The organism is Streptomyces sp. DSM 15324 (genome assembly GCF_001514285.1).
Lineage (GTDB): Bacteria > Actinomycetota > Actinomycetes > Streptomycetales > Streptomycetaceae > Streptomyces.
On sequence record NZ_KQ949026.1, the window covers coordinates 308,652 to 324,226 of the forward strand.

General features: G+C 71.6%; 16 protein-coding genes. 5 read left to right on the forward strand and 11 right to left on the reverse strand.

Translation table 11 applies throughout. The annotated features are described in order from the left end of the window. The first annotated feature begins 136 nt into the window (after positions 1–136). Complete coding sequence (locus AQJ58_RS15535) at positions 137–340, forward strand: DUF1918 domain-containing protein (protein ID WP_067250335.1); 204 nt, start codon at positions 137–139, stop codon at positions 338–340. 4 nt (positions 341–344) lie between these two features. Here the strand turns inward: AQJ58_RS15535 and AQJ58_RS15540 are convergent, their stop codons facing one another. After that, positions 345–1,589 carry a glycoside hydrolase family 10-like protein gene (locus AQJ58_RS15540; RefSeq protein ID WP_067250338.1) on the reverse strand — a complete coding sequence of 415 codons (1,245 nt, stop codon included), beginning with the start codon at positions 1,587–1,589 and terminating at the stop codon, positions 345–347. Between the two features lie 211 nt (positions 1,590–1,800). On the opposite strand from AQJ58_RS15540, the gene AQJ58_RS15545 reads away from it, so the two are divergent. Together AQJ58_RS15545 and AQJ58_RS15550 are read left to right on the forward strand one after the other, a co-directional pair. After that, positions 1,801–2,658, forward strand: coding sequence for a 3-hydroxybutyryl-CoA dehydrogenase (locus tag AQJ58_RS15545; protein WP_067250341.1), 858 nt, complete (start codon positions 1,801–1,803; stop codon positions 2,656–2,658). 190 nt (positions 2,659–2,848) lie between these two features. Next, complete coding sequence (locus tag AQJ58_RS15550) at positions 2,849–3,106, forward strand: hypothetical protein (RefSeq protein WP_067250344.1); 258 nt, start codon at positions 2,849–2,851, stop codon at positions 3,104–3,106. Positions 3,107–3,131: 25 nt separating this feature from the next. On the opposite strand, the gene AQJ58_RS15555 is transcribed toward AQJ58_RS15550, so the two are convergent. The 9 genes from AQJ58_RS15555 to infC all read right to left on the reverse strand — a co-directional run bounded on the left by AQJ58_RS15555 (position 3,132) and on the right by infC (position 12,824). After that, the gene (locus tag AQJ58_RS15555; RefSeq protein ID WP_079078943.1) at positions 3,132–3,668 is read right to left on the reverse strand and encodes an NUDIX hydrolase; all 537 of its coding nucleotides are present in this window, start codon (positions 3,666–3,668) and stop codon (positions 3,132–3,134) included. Between the two features lie 66 nt (positions 3,669–3,734). Next, the gene (locus AQJ58_RS15560; RefSeq protein WP_067250350.1) at positions 3,735–5,075 is read right to left on the reverse strand and encodes an NsdA family TPR-like regulatory protein; all 1,341 of its coding nucleotides are present in this window, start codon (positions 5,073–5,075) and stop codon (positions 3,735–3,737) included. Positions 5,076–5,360: 285 nt separating this feature from the next. After that, entirely contained in the window at positions 5,361–7,874 is a 2,514-nt protein-coding gene (pheT, locus tag AQJ58_RS15565; protein ID WP_067250353.1) for a phenylalanine--tRNA ligase subunit beta, read from the reverse strand. Beyond that, the gene (gene pheS, locus AQJ58_RS15570) at positions 7,874–8,995 is read right to left on the reverse strand and encodes a phenylalanine--tRNA ligase subunit alpha (RefSeq protein WP_067250354.1); all 1,122 of its coding nucleotides are present in this window, start codon (positions 8,993–8,995) and stop codon (positions 7,874–7,876) included. Before pheS ends, pheT begins: the two co-directional genes overlap by 1 nt. A gap of 148 nt (positions 8,996–9,143) precedes the next feature. Continuing rightward, the gene (locus AQJ58_RS15575) at positions 9,144–10,259 is read right to left on the reverse strand and encodes a sensor histidine kinase (protein WP_067250357.1); all 1,116 of its coding nucleotides are present in this window, start codon (positions 10,257–10,259) and stop codon (positions 9,144–9,146) included. A gap of 55 nt (positions 10,260–10,314) precedes the next feature. After that, on the reverse strand, positions 10,315–11,166 hold the full coding sequence (locus AQJ58_RS15580; protein WP_067250360.1) for a TrmH family RNA methyltransferase: 852 nt from the start codon (positions 11,164–11,166) through the stop codon (positions 10,315–10,317). A 200-nt stretch (positions 11,167–11,366) separates the two neighbouring features. Further along, positions 11,367–11,750, reverse strand: coding sequence for a 50S ribosomal protein L20 (gene rplT, locus AQJ58_RS15585; RefSeq protein WP_020938960.1), 384 nt, complete (start codon positions 11,748–11,750; stop codon positions 11,367–11,369). A 95-nt stretch (positions 11,751–11,845) separates the two neighbouring features. Beyond that, positions 11,846–12,040, reverse strand: a complete 195-nt coding sequence (gene rpmI / locus AQJ58_RS15590) for a 50S ribosomal protein L35 (RefSeq protein WP_004933563.1) — start codon at positions 12,038–12,040, stop codon at positions 11,846–11,848. A 115-nt stretch (positions 12,041–12,155) separates the two neighbouring features. Then, positions 12,156–12,824, reverse strand: coding sequence for a translation initiation factor IF-3 (gene infC / locus AQJ58_RS15595; protein ID WP_079078944.1), 669 nt, complete (start codon positions 12,822–12,824; stop codon positions 12,156–12,158). A 397-nt stretch (positions 12,825–13,221) separates the two neighbouring features. Here infC and AQJ58_RS15600 point away from each other — a divergent pair, with 397 nt between their 5' ends. After that, positions 13,222–13,596: a DUF1844 domain-containing protein gene (locus AQJ58_RS15600; protein WP_067250366.1), complete on the forward strand. Its 375-nt coding sequence runs from the start codon at positions 13,222–13,224 to the stop codon at positions 13,594–13,596. Positions 13,597–13,643: 47 nt separating this feature from the next. Here the strand turns inward: AQJ58_RS15600 and AQJ58_RS15605 are convergent, their stop codons facing one another. Then, positions 13,644–14,375 (reverse strand): SseB family protein, encoded by a 732-nt coding sequence (locus AQJ58_RS15605; protein ID WP_067250918.1) that lies wholly within the window; start codon positions 14,373–14,375, stop codon positions 13,644–13,646. A 150-nt stretch (positions 14,376–14,525) separates the two neighbouring features. Between AQJ58_RS15605 and AQJ58_RS15610 the strand changes: the two genes are divergently transcribed. Then, a complete protein-coding gene (locus AQJ58_RS15610) occupies positions 14,526–15,521 on the forward strand; it encodes a serine hydrolase (RefSeq protein ID WP_067250369.1) in 996 nt (331 codons plus the stop codon). The last annotated feature ends 54 nt before the right edge of the window (positions 15,522–15,575 follow it).

Consider the following 15,575-nt stretch of genomic DNA (forward strand, 5'->3'; position numbering starts at 1 on the left):
TCCGGCGAGCCGGTGAACCTTTCCGGTCACAGCACCGGGCCGGGTCCGCCCAGTCCCGGTGGCGAGCCGGGAGGCAGGCACGGGAAGCGACACCACGGACCACCGCTCCCTTCCACACGGCGAGGAGGCCCCGCAGATGCGTGCAACCGCGGGCGACCAGTTTGTCCAGCACGGCAGGGTGGTCGGCCAACACGACAAGGTCGGCGAGATCGTCGAAGTACTGGGCCAGGACGGCAACCCGCCGTTCCGCGTCCGCTTCACCGACGGGCATGTGGGCGTGTGCTCACCCGGCCCGGACACCGAGATCAGGCACCGGACCGCGTCCGAGGAACGCCGGTAGGCCGTCAGCGCGGGGGTTTCGCCGACTGCCCGTAGTGGTCGGCGACCACCCGCGCCATCGCCCCGATCCGGTCCGTCCGTACGTCCTTGGCGGCGAAGAAGACATGCCCGCGCGCCTGCGGGTACTTCTTCGCGAGCGTGAGGTGCCTGCTCAGCTCGGCCCTGGCCGACCAGGCGGCGGGCTGTCCGGAGGCGCCCGCCTTGTACAGGCCCTCACCGAGGTAGAGCCGGGTCCGGCTGCCCTTGACCGTCTCCGCCCACCAGGGCACGAGCTTGGCGTAGTCGGCGGCGGAGTTGCCGATCTCCCAGTAGAGCTGCGGGACGACGTAGTCGAGCCAGCCCTCCTTCACCCACTTGCGGCTGTCGGCGTAGATCTCGTCGTACGACTGGAAGGCGCGGGTGTCCGAGCCGCGTGCGTCGGTGGAGGCGTTGCGCCACACCCCGAACGGGCTGATGCCGAACTGGGTGCCCGGGCGGGCGGTCTTGATCCGGGCGGCCATCTCCTTCACCAGCTTGTCGACGTTGTCCCGTCGCCAGGCGGCCCGGGTGGTGAACGCGCCGCCGTAGGCGTCGTACGCCTCGTCGTCGTCGAAGGACTGGCCCGCGACCGGGTAGGGGTAGAAGTAGTCGTCGAAGTGGACGGCGTCGACGGGGTACTTCTTCACCGCGTCCAGCATCGCCTCCTGGACGAAGGCGCGGACCGCCGGCAGGCCCGGGTTGTAGTAGAGCTTGCCGCCGTACTCCACCGCCCACTCCGGGTGCTTGCGGACCGGATGGGAGGCGGCCAGCCGGGAGCGGTCGGCGTGGGTGGCGACCCGGTACGGGTTGAACCAGGCGTGCAGTTCGAGGCCGCGGGCGTGGGCCTCGCTGACGGCGGTGCCGAGCGGGTCCCAGCCCGGGGACTTCCCCTGGGTGCCGGTGAGGACCTGCGACCAGGGCTCGTACGGGGAGGGCCACAGCGCGTCGGCCGTGGGCCGGACCTGGAAGACCACCGTGTTGAGCCGGTCGCGCACCGCCAGGTCCAGCCAGTCGGTCAGCTCCTTGCGCTGCTGTGCGGCGGTCAGCCCCGGCTTGGACGGCCAGTCGCGGCCCGCCACCGTGGCCAGCCACATGCCCCGCATCTCGGCCGTCGCCCGGCCCCGGCCCGCTCCGCCCGGTGCGGGAGCGGGCGCCGCCGAGCCCGCCGCTCCCGTCGTGGTGAACGCCGACAGCGCCGCGAGCGCGAACGCCCTCCGGGTCAGTCGCCCCATCGCACCCATCCCTGTCACGCCATGGATCCGCTCGGTCACGGATCGTCTCCGCGCACAGCATGCACCGCCCCCGGTGATCGATCATCGATACTTGCTAGTAACGTGCACGATCGGAGCAGGCCGACCGGGAACCGGCAGACCTGTCACGGACAACCGACCCGGGGCCGGCGCCACCGCCGGTGCCCCAGTGAGAGTCAGCGAAGGGGACGATGTGACGGACATCGAACGCGTCGGAGTCGTCGGCTGCGGCCAGATGGGTGCGGGCATCGCCGAGGTCTGCGCGCGCGCCGGACTCGACGTCAAGGTCGCCGAGACCACCGGTGAGGCCCTGGAGTTCGGCCGGACCCGGCTGTTCGGCTCCCTGGCCAAGGCCGCGGAGCGCGGCAAGATCTCCGAGGCGGAGCGGGACGCGACGCAGGCGCGGCTGAGCTTCACCACGGACCTCGGCGAGTTCGCCGACCGGGACCTCGTCATCGAGGCCGTCGTGGAGAACGAGCAGGTCAAGACGGAGATCTTCCAGGTCCTCGACCAGGTGGTGAGCCGCCCGGACGCCATCCTGGCCTCCAACACCTCCTCCATCCCGCTGGTGAAGCTGGCGGTCGCCACCTCTCGGCCCGATCAGGTCGTCGGCATCCACTTCTTCAACCCGGCCCCCGTGCAGAAGCTGGTCGAGCTGATCCCGGCCCTGACCACCTCCGAGGGCACGCTGAGCCGGGCGCAGCTGTTCGCCGAGAAGCTGCTGGGCAAGCACGCGATCCGCGCCCAGGACCGCTCCGGCTTCGTCGTCAACGCGCTGCTGATCCCGTATCTGCTGTCCGCGATCCGGATGTTCGAGACGGGCATCGCCAGCCGCGAGGACATCGACAACGGCATGGAGATGGGCTGCGCCCACCCGATGGGCCCGCTGAAGCTGTCCGACCTGATCGGCCTGGACACGGTCGCCTCGGTCGCGCAGTCGATGTACGACGAGTACAAGGAGCCGCTGTACGCCGCTCCCCCGCTGCTGGCGCGCATGGTGGACGCGGGCCGGCTGGGCCGCAAGACCGGTTCGGGGTTCTACACCTACTGACCTCCCGATCACCCACGGTGGTCGACGCGGGCCCGGCGCTCCTCGGAGTGCCGGGCCCGCGTGTTTCACACACCGTGTGCGCGACGGGCCCGCATATGCCGCGCGCACACGCTCCCCACCGGCCCACCAGGCGGGTTGACTCACCATGCACATGCAGGGATGTGAGCCGACCACGGAAAGGAGCGGACACGTGACCGCCGATCCCGAGCATCCCGTCGTCCATGGAGAACTCGCAGAGTTACGTCGCCGGCTGGACGTGGCCTACGCCCGTGTCGAGGGCGGGCTGGCCCTGATCACCCATCGCGCCGAGGAGACAGCCAAGGAGCTGGACGAGCTGAACACCCGTATGGTCTCGCTGGAACACGCGCGCTGGCCGCTGCCCTCACTCGCGGCGCTCACCGCGCTGGGCGCGCTCGTCGTGACCCTCTGGCAGGCACTGGCCCGCTAGGCCCCGCCGGCTTCCTGCCGCTCCCCTACTCTCCCGTCAGTCTGAGGTGGTGCAGCAGCATCAACGCGGCCGCCATGTTGGCGGCCGGGACCTCCCCCCGGGCGACCAGGTCGGGTACGACCTTCAGGGGGACCCACTCCCGCCGGTCCGACTCGAAGTCGTCCACGGGGTGTCCCACGTACTCGCCCCGGTCCGACCAGTAGATGTGGTGGACGGCGTCGGTGAGGCCGTTGGACGGTTCCACGCTCATGAGGTGGTGCAGGGGCCCCGGCCGCCAGCCGGTCTCCTCCTCGAGTTCCCTGGCGGCCGCGCGGGCGATGTCCTCGCCGTCCTCGACGACGCCCGCCGCGAGTTCCCAGCCCCAGCTGTCGGTGATGAAGCGGTGGCGCCACAGGAGCAGGACCTCGTTCGCCGCATTGACCACCGTGGCCACGGCGACGGGCCGCAGCCGTATCAGGAAGTGGTCCAGGTGCCGGCCGTCCGGCAGCTCCACATCGGCCAGGTTGACGCTGAACCAGCGGTTTTCATACACAGTTTTTTCGTTCTGTTTCGTCCACTGCACGGTTCTGCCACCTTCCGTCGGGTGAGTGGCAATATCGCAGCAGGGACTGTGGAGCGCCCCGAAGGTCTAGAGCGGTACGCGCAGTGCTCCGTCGATGAGTTCGGCCGCCTCGGCGGTGCCCGAGCAGCCGCTGCGCACCAGGTGTTCGCGCACCGCGCGGAGTCGGTCGCGCAGCCGCTGGGACTCCATGCCCCGGGCCTGCTCGGCCATCCGGACGGCGGTGACCACGGCCTTGTCGGCGTGACCCTGGCGCAGCTCGATCGTGCTGAGCATGGCGAGCCGGTGCACCCGGCCCCGGTCGTGTGCGGGCGTGCCGACGGCGGCCCGGGCGTGTTCGGCGGCCGCGGCGATCTCCCCGAGGCTGAGCAGCGCCTCCGCCACCTGCACATTGACCAGACCGGGCTGGACATAGCCGGTCTCGTCGGGTTCGACGCCCCGCCGGATGCGATCGGCGGCCGTCTCCGCCCGCCGGATGCACGACAGCGCGCTCGTACCGTCGCCGAGGTGGGCGTACGCCTTGGCCTGCATCGCGTACAGATCGGAGGACAGGGCGGGGGTGATGTGCCTGCCCGCCGTGCGCAGCGCGGCCTCCGCGAAGGCGACGGCCTGCCGGAACTCCCGCATGAACAGGGACTGGTTGACGAGGAGGGCGATGACGTACGCGCCAAGTCCCCGGTCCCCGCTGGCCTTGGCGAGTCTGAGGGCCTGGTGGAAGTAGCGCTGGGCGAGGCCGTGCGCGTCGGAGTCGTAGGCGCAGATCCCGGCGACGGCCACCAAGGCGCCGGTCGCCCGGTGCAGTTGACGGCCCGTCTCGTCGGTGTAGCTGCCGCGCAGCAGCGGCGCGGCCTCGGCGTTGAGGAAGCCGACGATACGGCTGCGGGTCGCGATACCGCCCGCCTTGCGGTACATCTGCTCGTAGTGGGTGCGGGCGGCCCGCAGCATCTCGAGGTCGCCGCAGGTGACGCGGTGCCGGCCGCCCCGGGAGACGTCGACGTCCTCGGGCGGGTTCTCCCACTCCCACACCGGCATCACGGCCGGCGTCCCCGTCATCGCGGGGGCGCCGAGGAGGTGGGGGCGCTGCTGTTCGTCGGAGCGCCACAGGGCGGTGGCCCGCTCGACGAAGCCGGACAGTGAGGTGGTGTGCGGGGCGGACGGCTCGCCCGGTACGCCGAGGCCGATGTCGTCCAGGGTGACCGGCCGGTGCAGCCGGCCCGCGAGGACCTCGCAGATCAGGTCGGGCACCTGGCCGCGCGGGCGCTGGCCCTTCAGCCATCGGGCGACCGCCGTGTGCTCGTAGCGCAGGGCGAGTCCGCGAGCCCGTCCGGCCTGGTTCACGTGGGCGGCGAGGCCCGCGTGCGAGACGCCCGCCTCGTCCAGGATCGCGTCGAGCAGAGTGTTGGGCTGCATGGGTGCCCCCCGGTGCCTCGGTGCGGCCAGACTAGTGGGTGCGTCTTCACACGGGGTGTGAACGGAGTGCGCGTATCCATGCTGTGTGCGCGCTGTCGCGGAGAGTTCCCGGCCGGTTGACTGAGATGCCTCGAAAGAGGTTCGCCGGGTCGTCGGCTCCCCCTCACTACGCGACGACCCGGCGATGCGCCGTGATCAGGCTCCACCCAGCGGTGGAGTACAGCCCACCAGGGGCGCGGGGAACTGCGCGACCAGCCACAGTCCACCCGCACCCGGCGTACGGCGTCAGCCCCGAAGGACCGCCCCCGTTCGCTCACCGGCGAGAGCGACCGCCGCGTCCCGCGCGGCCGAAGCCTCGTCCACGGTCAGCGTCCGGTCCCCCGCGCGGAAGCGCAGCGCGTAGGCCAGCGACTTCTTGCCGTCACCCAGCTGCTCGTCGTTGACGTACACGTCGAACAGCCGGATGCCCTCCAGCAGTTCACCCGCCCCCTCGCGCAGCGCCGCCTCGACGTCCGCGTGCGGGACGAAGGAGTCGACGACAAGGGCGACGTCCTGCGTGGCCACGGGGAACGTGGAGATGCTCGGCGCCCGGGGGGTGTCGTCGCCGACCGCCTCCAGGACGTCGAGGTTCAGCTCCATCGCGCAGGTGCGGGCGGGCAGGCCCAGCGCCTTCAGCACCCGGGGGTGCAGCTCGCCCGCGTGCCCGACGACCCGCTCGGTGCCGTCGGCGACGACCGCGAACTCGGCGCAGCGGCCGGGGTGCCACGGGCCGTACTGCCCGCTCCGCACGACGAGTTCGGCACCGGCCTCGCGGGCGACGGTGCGGGCGGCCTCGACCGCGTCGGCCCAGTCGGCCGGACGGCCCTTGCCCCACCAGCCGGCCTGCTCGCGGGCGCCCGTGAGGACGGCGGCGACATGGCGCGGCTGCTCGGGGAGGACGGCGTCGAGCGCCGCGAGTTCCTCGTCGGTCGGGCGGCGGTCGACCGGGAGATGACCGGCGACGCCGGCCCCCTCGCGCGGGTGGAAGACCAGGCCGGTCTCGAACAGCGCGAGGTCGTGGCTGCCCCGGCCGGCGTTGCGCCGCAGGGCACCCAGCAGGCCCGGCAGCAGCGACGTACGGAGCGCGGGCTCCTCGTCGTTGAGCGGGTTGGTGAGCCTGACGACACGGCGGGCCGGGTCGTCGGCGGCCAGGCCGAGCTGGTCGAAGACGCCCTCGCCGATGAACGGGTAGTTCGGGGCCTCGACGTATCCGGCGCCGGCCAGGGCGCGTCCGACGCGGCGGTGCAGCCGCTGGCGGTGGGTGAGACCGCGGCCCGAGGGGGGCTTGGGCAGCGTGGAGGGCAGGTTCTCGTAGCCCTCCAGGCGGATGACCTCCTCCGCCAGGTCGTTGATCTCGGTGAGGTCGGGCCGCCAGGACGGGACGGTGACGATCAGCTCGTCCTGCCCGTACACGTCGCAGCCGATCTCCTGGAGGCGGCGCACGACCGTCTCGCGGCCGTAGCCGACACCGGCGACCCGGTCGGGGTGGTTCGCCGGGACCGTGATGGTGCGCGGGCCGAAGGGGGTGACCACCTCGGTGACGCCCGCGTCGGCCGTACCGCCCGCGAGCAGCACCAGCAGGTCGACCGTGCGCTGGGCGGCGGCCGCGGCGGCGGCCGGGTCGACGCCGCGCTCGAAGCGGCGGGAGGCCTCGGAGGACAGCTTGTGGCGGCGGGCCGTGCGCGCGATGGACACCGCGTCGAAGTGGGCGGCCTCGATCACGACGTCACCGGTGGACTGCTCGGTGTCGTCGTGGTCGGCGATCTCGGTGTCGGCACCGCCCATGACGCCGGCGAGGCCGATCGGACCGCGGTCGTCGGTGATGACCAGGTCCTCGGCGTGCAGCGTGCGGGTGACGCCGTCGAGGGTGACGATCTGCTCGCCCTCCGCGGCCCGGCGGACGCCGATGGTGCCCTGGACCAGTGCGCGGTCGTAGGCGTGCAGCGGCTGGCCGAGCTCCATCATCACGTAGTTGGTGACGTCGACGGCGAGCGAGATCGGGCGCATGCCGACCTTCTGGATCCGGCGCTTGAGCCAGATCGGGGAGCGCGCCTCGGGGCTCAGACCGGTGACGGTGCGGGCGGTGAAGCGGTCGCAGCCGAGCGGGTCGGCAACCTGCACCGGGTAGCCGAAGGCGTTCGGGGCCGGTACGTCGATCAGGGCCGGGTCGCGCAGCGGCAGGCCGTAGGCGATGGCGGCCTCGCGGGCCACGCCGCGGATCGACAGGCAGTCGCCGCGGTTGGCGGTGACGGCGATGTCCAGGACCTCGTCGACCAGCTCCAGCAGCTCGATGGCGTCCTTGCCGACCTCGGTCTCCGGGGGCAGCACGATGATGCCCTTGGTGCCGTCGTCGCCCATGCCCAGCTCGTCGCTGGAGCAGATCATGCCGTGCGAGGTCCTGCCGTACGTCTTGCGGGCGGCGATGGCGAAGCCGCCGGGCAGGACGGCGCCCGGGAGGACCACGACGACCTTGTCGCCGACGGCGAAGTTGCGGGCGCCGCAGACGATCTCCTGCGGCTCGCCGGTGCCGTTGGCGGTGCCGACGTCGACGGTGCAGAAGCGGATCGGCTTCTTGAAGCCCTCCAGCTCCTCGATGGTCAGCACCTGACCGACGACGAGGGGGCCCTTGAGGTCGGTGCCGAGCTGCTCGACGGTCTCGACCTCGAGGCCGGCGGACACCAGCTTGGCCTGCACGTCACGGCCGGTCTCGGTGGCGGGGAGGTCGACGTACTCCCGCAGCCAGGAAAGCGGGACCCGCATCAGATCTCCATCCCGAACGGCCGGGTGAACCGGATGTCACCCTCGACCATGTCTCGCATGTCTTCGACGTTGTGGCGGAACATCAGCAGCCGTTCGATGCCGAAGCCGAAGGCGAAGCCGCTGTACTTCTCGGGGTCGACGCCGCAGGCGGTGAGCACCTTGGGGTTGACCATGCCGCAGCCGCCGAGCTCGATCCAGCCCTCGGAGGAGCAGGTACGGCAGGGGCGGTCGGGGTTGCCGACGGACTCGCCGCGGCAGACGTAGCACACCATGTCCATCTCGGCGGACGGCTCGGTGAAAGGGAAGAAGTTGGGCCGCAGCCGGGTCTTGATGCCCTCGCCGAACAGCGACTGGACCATGTGGTCCATGGTGCCCTTGAGGTCGGCCATGGTCAGGCCCTCGTCCACGGCGAGCAGCTCGACCTGGCGGAAGACCGGGGTGTGCGTGGCGTCCAGCTCGTCGGTGCGGTAGACGACGCCGGGGCAGATCACGTAGACCGGCAGCTCGCGCGAGAGCAGCGAGCGGATCTGCACGGGCGAGGTGTGGGTGCGCAGGACGACGCCGGACTCGGTGCCGCCGTCGGGGCCCTGCACGAAGAACGTGTCGGCCTCGCCGCGCGCCGGGTGGTCGGGGCCGATGTTGAGGGCGTCGAAGTTGAACCACTCGGCCTCGGCCTGCGGGCCCTCGGCGACCTCGTAGCCCATGGCCACGAAGATGTCCTCGATGCGCTCGGAGAGCGTGGTGAGCGGGTGGCGGGCGCCGGCCGGTACGCGGTCGTACGGCAGGGTGACGTCCACCGCCTCCTCGACCAGCACCCGGGCGTCACGCTCGGCCTCCAGCTCCTCCTGACGCCCGGCGAGGGCCTTGTTCACCGCGCCGCGGGCCTGGCCGACCAGCTTGCCGGCGGCGGCCTTGGCGTGCGGGGGCAGCGCGCCGATCTCGCGGTTGGCGAGCGCCAGCGGGGAGGTGCCGCCGGTGTGGGCGACCTTGGCCTCCTGGAGCGCGTCGAGGGAGTCCGCGGCGGCGAAGGCGGCGAGCGCCTCGTCCCGCATGCGCTCGATCTCTTCCGGTTTCAACGCCTCGACCTCGACAGGGTCGTACGACTTATTGGGTGCCGACATCTCTTCCCGTGCTTCCGATTGCTGGCGGATGGTCCCCGTCACCGGCTCATGGACAGTGCTCTTGGCCAGTGCGTCATGGTTTTCGGGACACAAAGGTGCCAAAGGCCGAGTCTAACGGGGTGGAGCTGAACGAAGAGCCCGCAGGCCGTCAGGCGAGATACGCCGGGGCGCCCACGGGCAACGTAAATCGGAACTCGGCGCCGCCGCCGGGGGCGCGGTCGACCGTGATGGTGCCGCCGTGGGCTTCGACGATGCCCTTGACGATGTACAGCCCGAGGCCGGTGCCGCCGCGCTTGCTGCCCCGCCAGAAGCGGGTGAAGACGCGGTTCATGGACTCCTCCGGGATGCCGGCACCCTCGTCGCTCACGGTGACCGACGTGCCGGTGTCCTCCCCTTCCCGGGGGGACGCGGCGGGCGTGATGTCTATCGTGACGGTCCCCTCGCCGTGGCGCACGGCATTTTCGATGAGGTTGCTGAGGACCTGGTCGACCTTGTCGGGGTCGGCCCACAGCGCGGGCAGCGGCTGCTGGATGCGGAGCAGGAAGCGGTCGGCGGGCTGCCCTGCGGCGACGTAGGCCTGGATGTGCCGTCCGACGGCGGCGCCTATGTCGACGGGCTGGCGCCGCACCTCCAGCCGTCCGGAGTCGATCCGCGAGATGTCGAGCAGCTCGGCGATGAGCCGCGTGACACGGTCGGCGTCGGCGTCCACCGTCTCCAGCATCAGCCGCTTCTGGTCGTCGGTGAAGCGGGCCCATTTGGCGAGGAGGGTGGCGGTGAAGCCCTTGACGGAGGTCAGGGGGGAGCGCAGTTCGTGGGCGACGGTGGCGATCAGCTCGGCGTGGCTGCGTTCGGTGCGGCGGCGGGCCTCGGTGTCCCGCAGGGAGACGACGACCCGGCGGACGGGTCCGGTGGGCCGGGTGCGGACGTACCGCGCGGTGACGAGCACCTCGCGGCCGCCGGGCAGCAGCAGGTTGCGCTCGGGCTGGCCGGTGCGGATGGCGAGCCCTCCGTAGGGGTCGGTGAGCTGCCACCAGCGGCGGCCTTCGAGGTCCTCCAACGGCAGGGCCTTGTCCAGCCGCTGCCCGAGGGCCTGCTCGGGCGGTACGGCGGTGATGCGGGCCGCGGCGGCGTTGAAGCAGATCACCCGGCCCTGCTCGTCGGCGACGACCAGCCCGTCGGGCAGGCCGTCGGGGTCGATGCCGAGTTCGGCCAGGTCACCGGCAGGGCGGGCCGCTCCCGGTGCGCTGCTCGTGCCGACACTCATCCCCGTACCTCAACTCCCATCCCTCCGGAAGAGGCTCCCCGAGCCCGCCACCCTACTAGCTCTCGGTGACGGAGCGGCACCCTCCCAAGGCGCGCTGTGCACGGGCCGATGCGTAGAGACATACGGCCGCGGCGGTGGCCAGGTTCAGGCTCTCGGCCTTTCCGTGGATCGGGACGCGGACGACGGCGTCGGCGAGGGCGCGGGTCTCCTCGGGCAGGCCCCAGGCCTCGTTGCCGAACACCCAGGCGGTGGGCCCGCCCATGGTGCCCCGGTCCAGTTCGTCGTCGAGGTCGTCCCGGCCCGCGCCGTCGGCGGCGAGGATCCGCACCCCGGCCTCCCGCAGCCCGGCCACGGCCCGCTCCACAGGGACGCCGACGGCGACGGGCAGATGGAACAGCGACCCGACGGAGGCCCGGACGGCCTTGGGGTTGTACAGGTCGACGGACGCGTCGGTGAGGACGACGGCGTCGGCGCCGGCGGCGTCGGCGCAGCGCAGCACGGTGCCGGCGTTGCCGGGGTCGCGCACATGCGCCAGGACGGCGACGAGCCGGGGCCGGGCGGCGAGGATCTCCTCGAAGGAGGTGTCGACGAACCGGCAGACGCCCACGAGCCCCTGCGGGGTGACGGTGGTGGAGATGTCCGCGATGACCTGCTCGTCGGCGAGGTGGACGCGGGCGCCGGCCGTCCTGGCCTCCCCCACGATGTCGGCGTACCGCTCCGCGGCCTCGACGGTGGCGAACAGCTCGACCAGCGTCTCCTTGCCGTACCCCGCCGCCTCCCGCACGGCCTGCGGCCCCTCCGCGAGGAACAGCCGCTCCTTCCCGCGGAAGTTCCGCCGCCCGAGCCGCCGCGCGGCGGCCACACGGGGAGAACGGGGCGAGATCAGCTCGGGGCTTGCGGGGGGCATGTTCTGGTTCACCTTAAGTAGATGTGCGGTCGGCTTGGCATCGGGGGACGACTGCAACCCCCTGGGGGCGCGGGGAACTGCGCGACAAGCCCCCAACGGCCCGCACCCGATGGGCGGCCTCGGCGAGCGTCAGCAACAAAGGACCCGCAGGATGAGACCTGCGGGTCCTTCGATCACGTCGGCTCAGAGCCAGCGCAGCGTCACGCGGCCTTGGGCGCGTTGACGTCCGACGGCAGCGCCTTCTGCGCGACCTCGACGAGCGCGGCGAACGCGTTGGCGTCGTTCACGGCGAGCTCGGCCAGGATCTTGCGGTCGACCTCGACGTTGGCGGCCTTCAGACCCTGGATGAAGCGGTTGTAGGTGATGCCGTTGGCGCGGGCAGCGGCGTTGATGCGCTGGATCCACAGCTGACGGAAGTCGCCCTTGCGCTTCTTGCGGTCGTTGTAGTTGTAGACCAGCGAGTGGGTGACCTGCTCCTTGGCCTTGCGGTACAGGCGCGAACGCTGACCGCGGTAGCCGGAGGCCGCCTCGAGGATCGCCCGGCGCTTCTTGTGGGCGTTGACTGCCCGCTTGACGCGTGCCACTTGTTAACTCCTTGTAGCGGGGCCGTGGGTGTCGTCACACGGCCCGGAATCGATTGGGTCCCGGTGTGCGAGGGTCAGGCGCTGGGCGCCCGGCCTCACTTGCCGAGAAGCTTCTTGATCTTCGCGGCGTCGCCCGGGGCCATCTCGGCGTTGCCGGTGAGGCGACGCGTCACTCGGGACGACTTGTGCTCGAGCAGGTGGCGCTTGCCGGCGCGCTCACGGAGCACCTTGCCGGAGCCGGTGACCTTGAAGCGCTTGCTGGCACCGCTGTGCGACTTGTTCTTCGGCATAGCGCCGTTCTCTCCTCGTCGGTGGCGCTCCGGTGCCCGGTCGTGAAACCGGGCACTGGGTGGAGCGTCGCTGCTGTATGGGTTGGCTCCAGGGGACGTACGTACGTCCCTCGGATCACGCCTCGGCGGAAGCCTCGGCAGGGGCCTCGGTGGTCTCGACCTCGGCGTCGGTGAACTCGGCGTCCGCGGGGTTCTGCGAGCGGCCGGGGTTGGCCTTCGCTTCGGCCTTGCGGGCCTCCTGCGCCTGACGGGCCTCGGCCATCGCCTCGGTCTTCTTCTTGTGCGGACCGAGGACCATGATCATGTTGCGGCCGTCCTGCTTCGGGTTCGACTCGACGAACCCGAGCTCCTGGACGTCCTCCGCGAGACGCTGCAGCAGTCGGTAGCCCAGCTCGGGCCGGGACTGCTCGCGACCACGGAACATGATCGTGATCTTGACCTTGTCGCCCTGCTTGAGGAACCGGACGACGTGACCCTTCTTGGTGTCGTAGTCGTGCGGGTCGATCTTCGGCCGGAGCTTCATCTCCTTGATGACCGTGTGCGCCTGGTTCTTGCGCGCCTCACGGGCCTTCATGGCCGACTCGTACTTGAACTTCCCGTAGTCCATGAGCTTGCAGACCGGCGGGCGGGCGTTCGCCGCGACCTCGACCAGGTCCAGGTCGTACTCCTGCGCAAGCTCCAGTGCCTTGGCCAGGGGGACGATGCCCACCTGCTCGCCACTGGGACCGACAAGTCGCACCTCGGGAACGCGAATCCGGTCGTTGATGCGGGGCTCGGCGCTGATGGATCCTCCTCGGTAGCACTACGCGACGGTCTGGCGGACGGCCGCGTAACGTCTTGTGTCGTTAGACCTATAACCACGCCGAAGCACAAAAAATGCCCCGAACGATCACATGCGGGGGCTCCAAGCACTACCGGAGCACCCTCGCGGGGATCGCGGGGCGCACTACCGGGCGACTCCATCGTCCGTACGGAACGATGGCGGCCGCCTGACCGGGGTGACCCGCCGCCCTCGGGGGGCGATCGGGTGGGAGTTCGGAGCCTCCACTTGTGGGCCGGGCCCGCCTGCTGGGTGGCACGCGTGTCCGACCGGTCGTTCATCGAGATTAGCAGCCCGCGCCCGGAACGGCGAATCGAGCCTCGGTACGGGGGCCGGGCGGCCTGCGCCTATCGTGTGGGGCATGAGTGAGACCTCCCCCGCCGGCTCCCCGGACCCCGCCTCCGCCGACTTCGACGAGATGACCCGCGACATCGCCGAGGTCCCGGCCGTCGAGGTGATCGTGACGGTCGCCGTCAACCTGATGAGCGCGGCCGCCGTGAAGCTCGGGCTGACCGAGGAGGGCGACACGTACAAGGACCTCGACGAGGCCCGCAAGCTGGTCACGGCCCTCGCCGGCCTGCTGGACGCGAGCGCGACCGAGATCAGCTCCTTCCACGCCGCCCCGCTGCGCGACGGCCTGAAGTCGCTCCAGCTGGCCTTCCGCGAGGCCTCGCTCGTCCCGGACGAGCCGGGTCAGGGGCCGGGCGAGAAGTACACCGGCCCCGTCTACGGCTAGAACACCCGGCCCGCGGCTCAACAGCTCAACAGCTCAACAGCTCAGGATCAACCACGTACGTACAGGGGCTCGCCCGGCGGGGTGGTCCCGGCCGGCAGGAGTGCCAGGTCGAGACCCCGCACCAGGCGGGCCCTCAGCGTCTCGTCGGCGGCGAGCCGGCCGGCCACCGCGCGGGCGGCCTCGGCGGGGGCGGCGGCCGGGTCGAGGACCAGGGCGAGCGTGCCGTCCGCCTGCCCCGGCCCGAGGTGCGCGCGGACGACGTCCGGCTCGGCGGCCACCGCGGCCCGCACCGCTTCCCGCACGGCCGGATCGGCGAGCGGATCGGTGGTCGTACGGCCCTCGGCGAGCGCCCGCAGCGCCGGTCCCGTCAGCTCGAACGCCACCGGCCCGGCAAGGTCGAGCACCACGGTGTCCGCCTTCTCGTGCGCGGCGGCCCGCAGCGCCTGGTGCAGGGGTACGGCGACGGGACGCGCCGCCGGGTCCCAACGGGCCAGGGAGTCGGTGGAGGTGAAGGCGGGCAGCGCGGTGCGGCCGCCGGCCTTCAGGGTGGGGACGGCCATGTCGCTGGTCTTCTCGCGGCGCAACCCGTTCTCGTCCTCCTCGACCTCACCGAGCACGGCCACCACCGGGACGAGCAGCCGGGTGTCCTTGAGCGCCTCCAGGACGGGTCCGACGGCGGTGCGGTCCTCGGCCCAGGCGGCGAGCGCCGCGCTCAGCCGGGGGTCGGCGGAGCCATCGTCGTCGGAGTAGCCGGGGTCGGGAATGTTCTTGTTCGCCACGGTCACCGACCTTATCGGGGGGATGCTGCTGGGCTTGTGCGGGGCCCGAAACGCGACTGAGACGGCATTCACAGGATTCTCGGCGTTCGCTGACGTACCTCTTACGTCCGGCTAACGGCCCGCACAGTCGGCGCCACCACCATCTCGGGCATGGAGTCTCCCAGAGCCCGAGGCGGCCGCCGCGCCCGCCCGTCCCGGCGCCGTCCCCTCCTGTACAGCGCGCTCGCCACCCTGGCCGTCGTCGGCGCCACCGCCGGCGGCACCGCCTATGTGAAGGCACAGGCGCACAGCGGTGAGGGGGCCGTATCGTCGTCCTCCGCGGAGCCGTCGGCGTCCGCGTCGGGGTCGGCGGACGGAGGCGTGACGGTGGAGTCGGTGGCGGCACCCGAGGTGGACTACGACGCGCTGCTCGCCGAGGCGATGGAGTCGGTGAGCGTGCCGGCCGACGCGCAGGTGTCCGTGGCGGTGCTGGACGTGGACTCCGCGGACAGCGCGGCCTACGGCTCCGCCGCGTTCGACACGGCGAGCATCGTGAAGGTGGACATCCTGGCGACCCTGCTGCTCCAGGCGCAGGACGCGGGCCGGCATCTCACGGCGGCCGAGAAGACGTACGCCACCACGATGATCGAGAACAGCGACAACACCTCGGCGTCGGAGCTGTGGCGGATCATCGGCAAGGCGGAGGGGCTGGACGCGGCGAACGCGCGGTTCGGGCTCACCGGCACCGAGGGCGGCGACGACATGCTGTGGGGGCTCACCCAGACCACGGCCGCCGACCAGCTCACGCTGCTCGGGCAGGTCTTCGGGGACGACTCGGAGCTGAGCGAGGCGTCGCGGACGTATCTGCAAGGCCTGATGCGGCAGATCGCGGCCGACCAGCACTGGGGTGTCTCAGCGGCGGCCGACGGCTCGTCCTGGGCGCTGAAGAACGGCTGGCTGCCCAGGAGCACCACCGGGCTGTGGGACGTCAACAGCATCGGACGGGTGACGTCCGGCGGGCGCGCGTACCTGGTGGCGGTGCTGTCGAACGGCAACGCGACGCAGGCGAAGGGGATCTCGCTGGTGGAGGCGGCGGCGAAGGCGGCGATTTCGGCGTTCGCGGACGGCACGGCGACGGCGACGGCGACGGCGACGGCGACGGAATAGCCGACCACCGGGCCTCCGTCGCCTCGCACGTCACGCGTCACATGTCACATGTCA

Bases quoted from the DNA above. Each gene is read 5' to 3' on its own strand.
- AQJ58_RS15535 (WP_067250335.1), top strand. From the start codon at position 137: ATGCGTGCAACCGCGGGCGACCAGTTTGTCCAGCACGGCAGGGTGGTC.
- AQJ58_RS15540 (WP_067250338.1), bottom strand. From the start codon at position 1,589: ATGGGGCGACTGACCCGGAGGGCGTTCGCGCTCGCGGCGCTGTCGGCG.
- AQJ58_RS15560 (WP_067250350.1), bottom strand. From the start codon at position 5,075: ATGCAGCCCAACACTCTGCTCGACGCGATCCTGGACGAGGCGGGCGTC.
- pheT (WP_067250353.1), bottom strand. From the start codon at position 7,874: ATGCGGGTCCCGCTTTCCTGGCTGCGGGAGTACGTCGACCTCCCCGCC.
- pheS (WP_067250354.1), bottom strand. From the start codon at position 8,995: ATGTCGGCACCCAATAAGTCGTACGACCCTGTCGAGGTCGAGGCGTTG.
- AQJ58_RS15575 (WP_067250357.1), bottom strand. From the start codon at position 10,259: ATGAGTGTCGGCACGAGCAGCGCACCGGGAGCGGCCCGCCCTGCCGGT.
- AQJ58_RS15580 (WP_067250360.1), bottom strand. From the start codon at position 11,166: ATGCCCCCCGCAAGCCCCGAGCTGATCTCGCCCCGTTCTCCCCGTGTG.
- rpmI (WP_004933563.1), bottom strand. From the start codon at position 12,040: ATGCCGAAGAACAAGTCGCACAGCGGTGCCAGCAAGCGCTTCAAGGTC.
- AQJ58_RS15600 (WP_067250366.1), top strand. From the start codon at position 13,222: ATGAGTGAGACCTCCCCCGCCGGCTCCCCGGACCCCGCCTCCGCCGAC.
- AQJ58_RS15610 (WP_067250369.1), top strand. From the start codon at position 14,526: ATGGAGTCTCCCAGAGCCCGAGGCGGCCGCCGCGCCCGCCCGTCCCGG.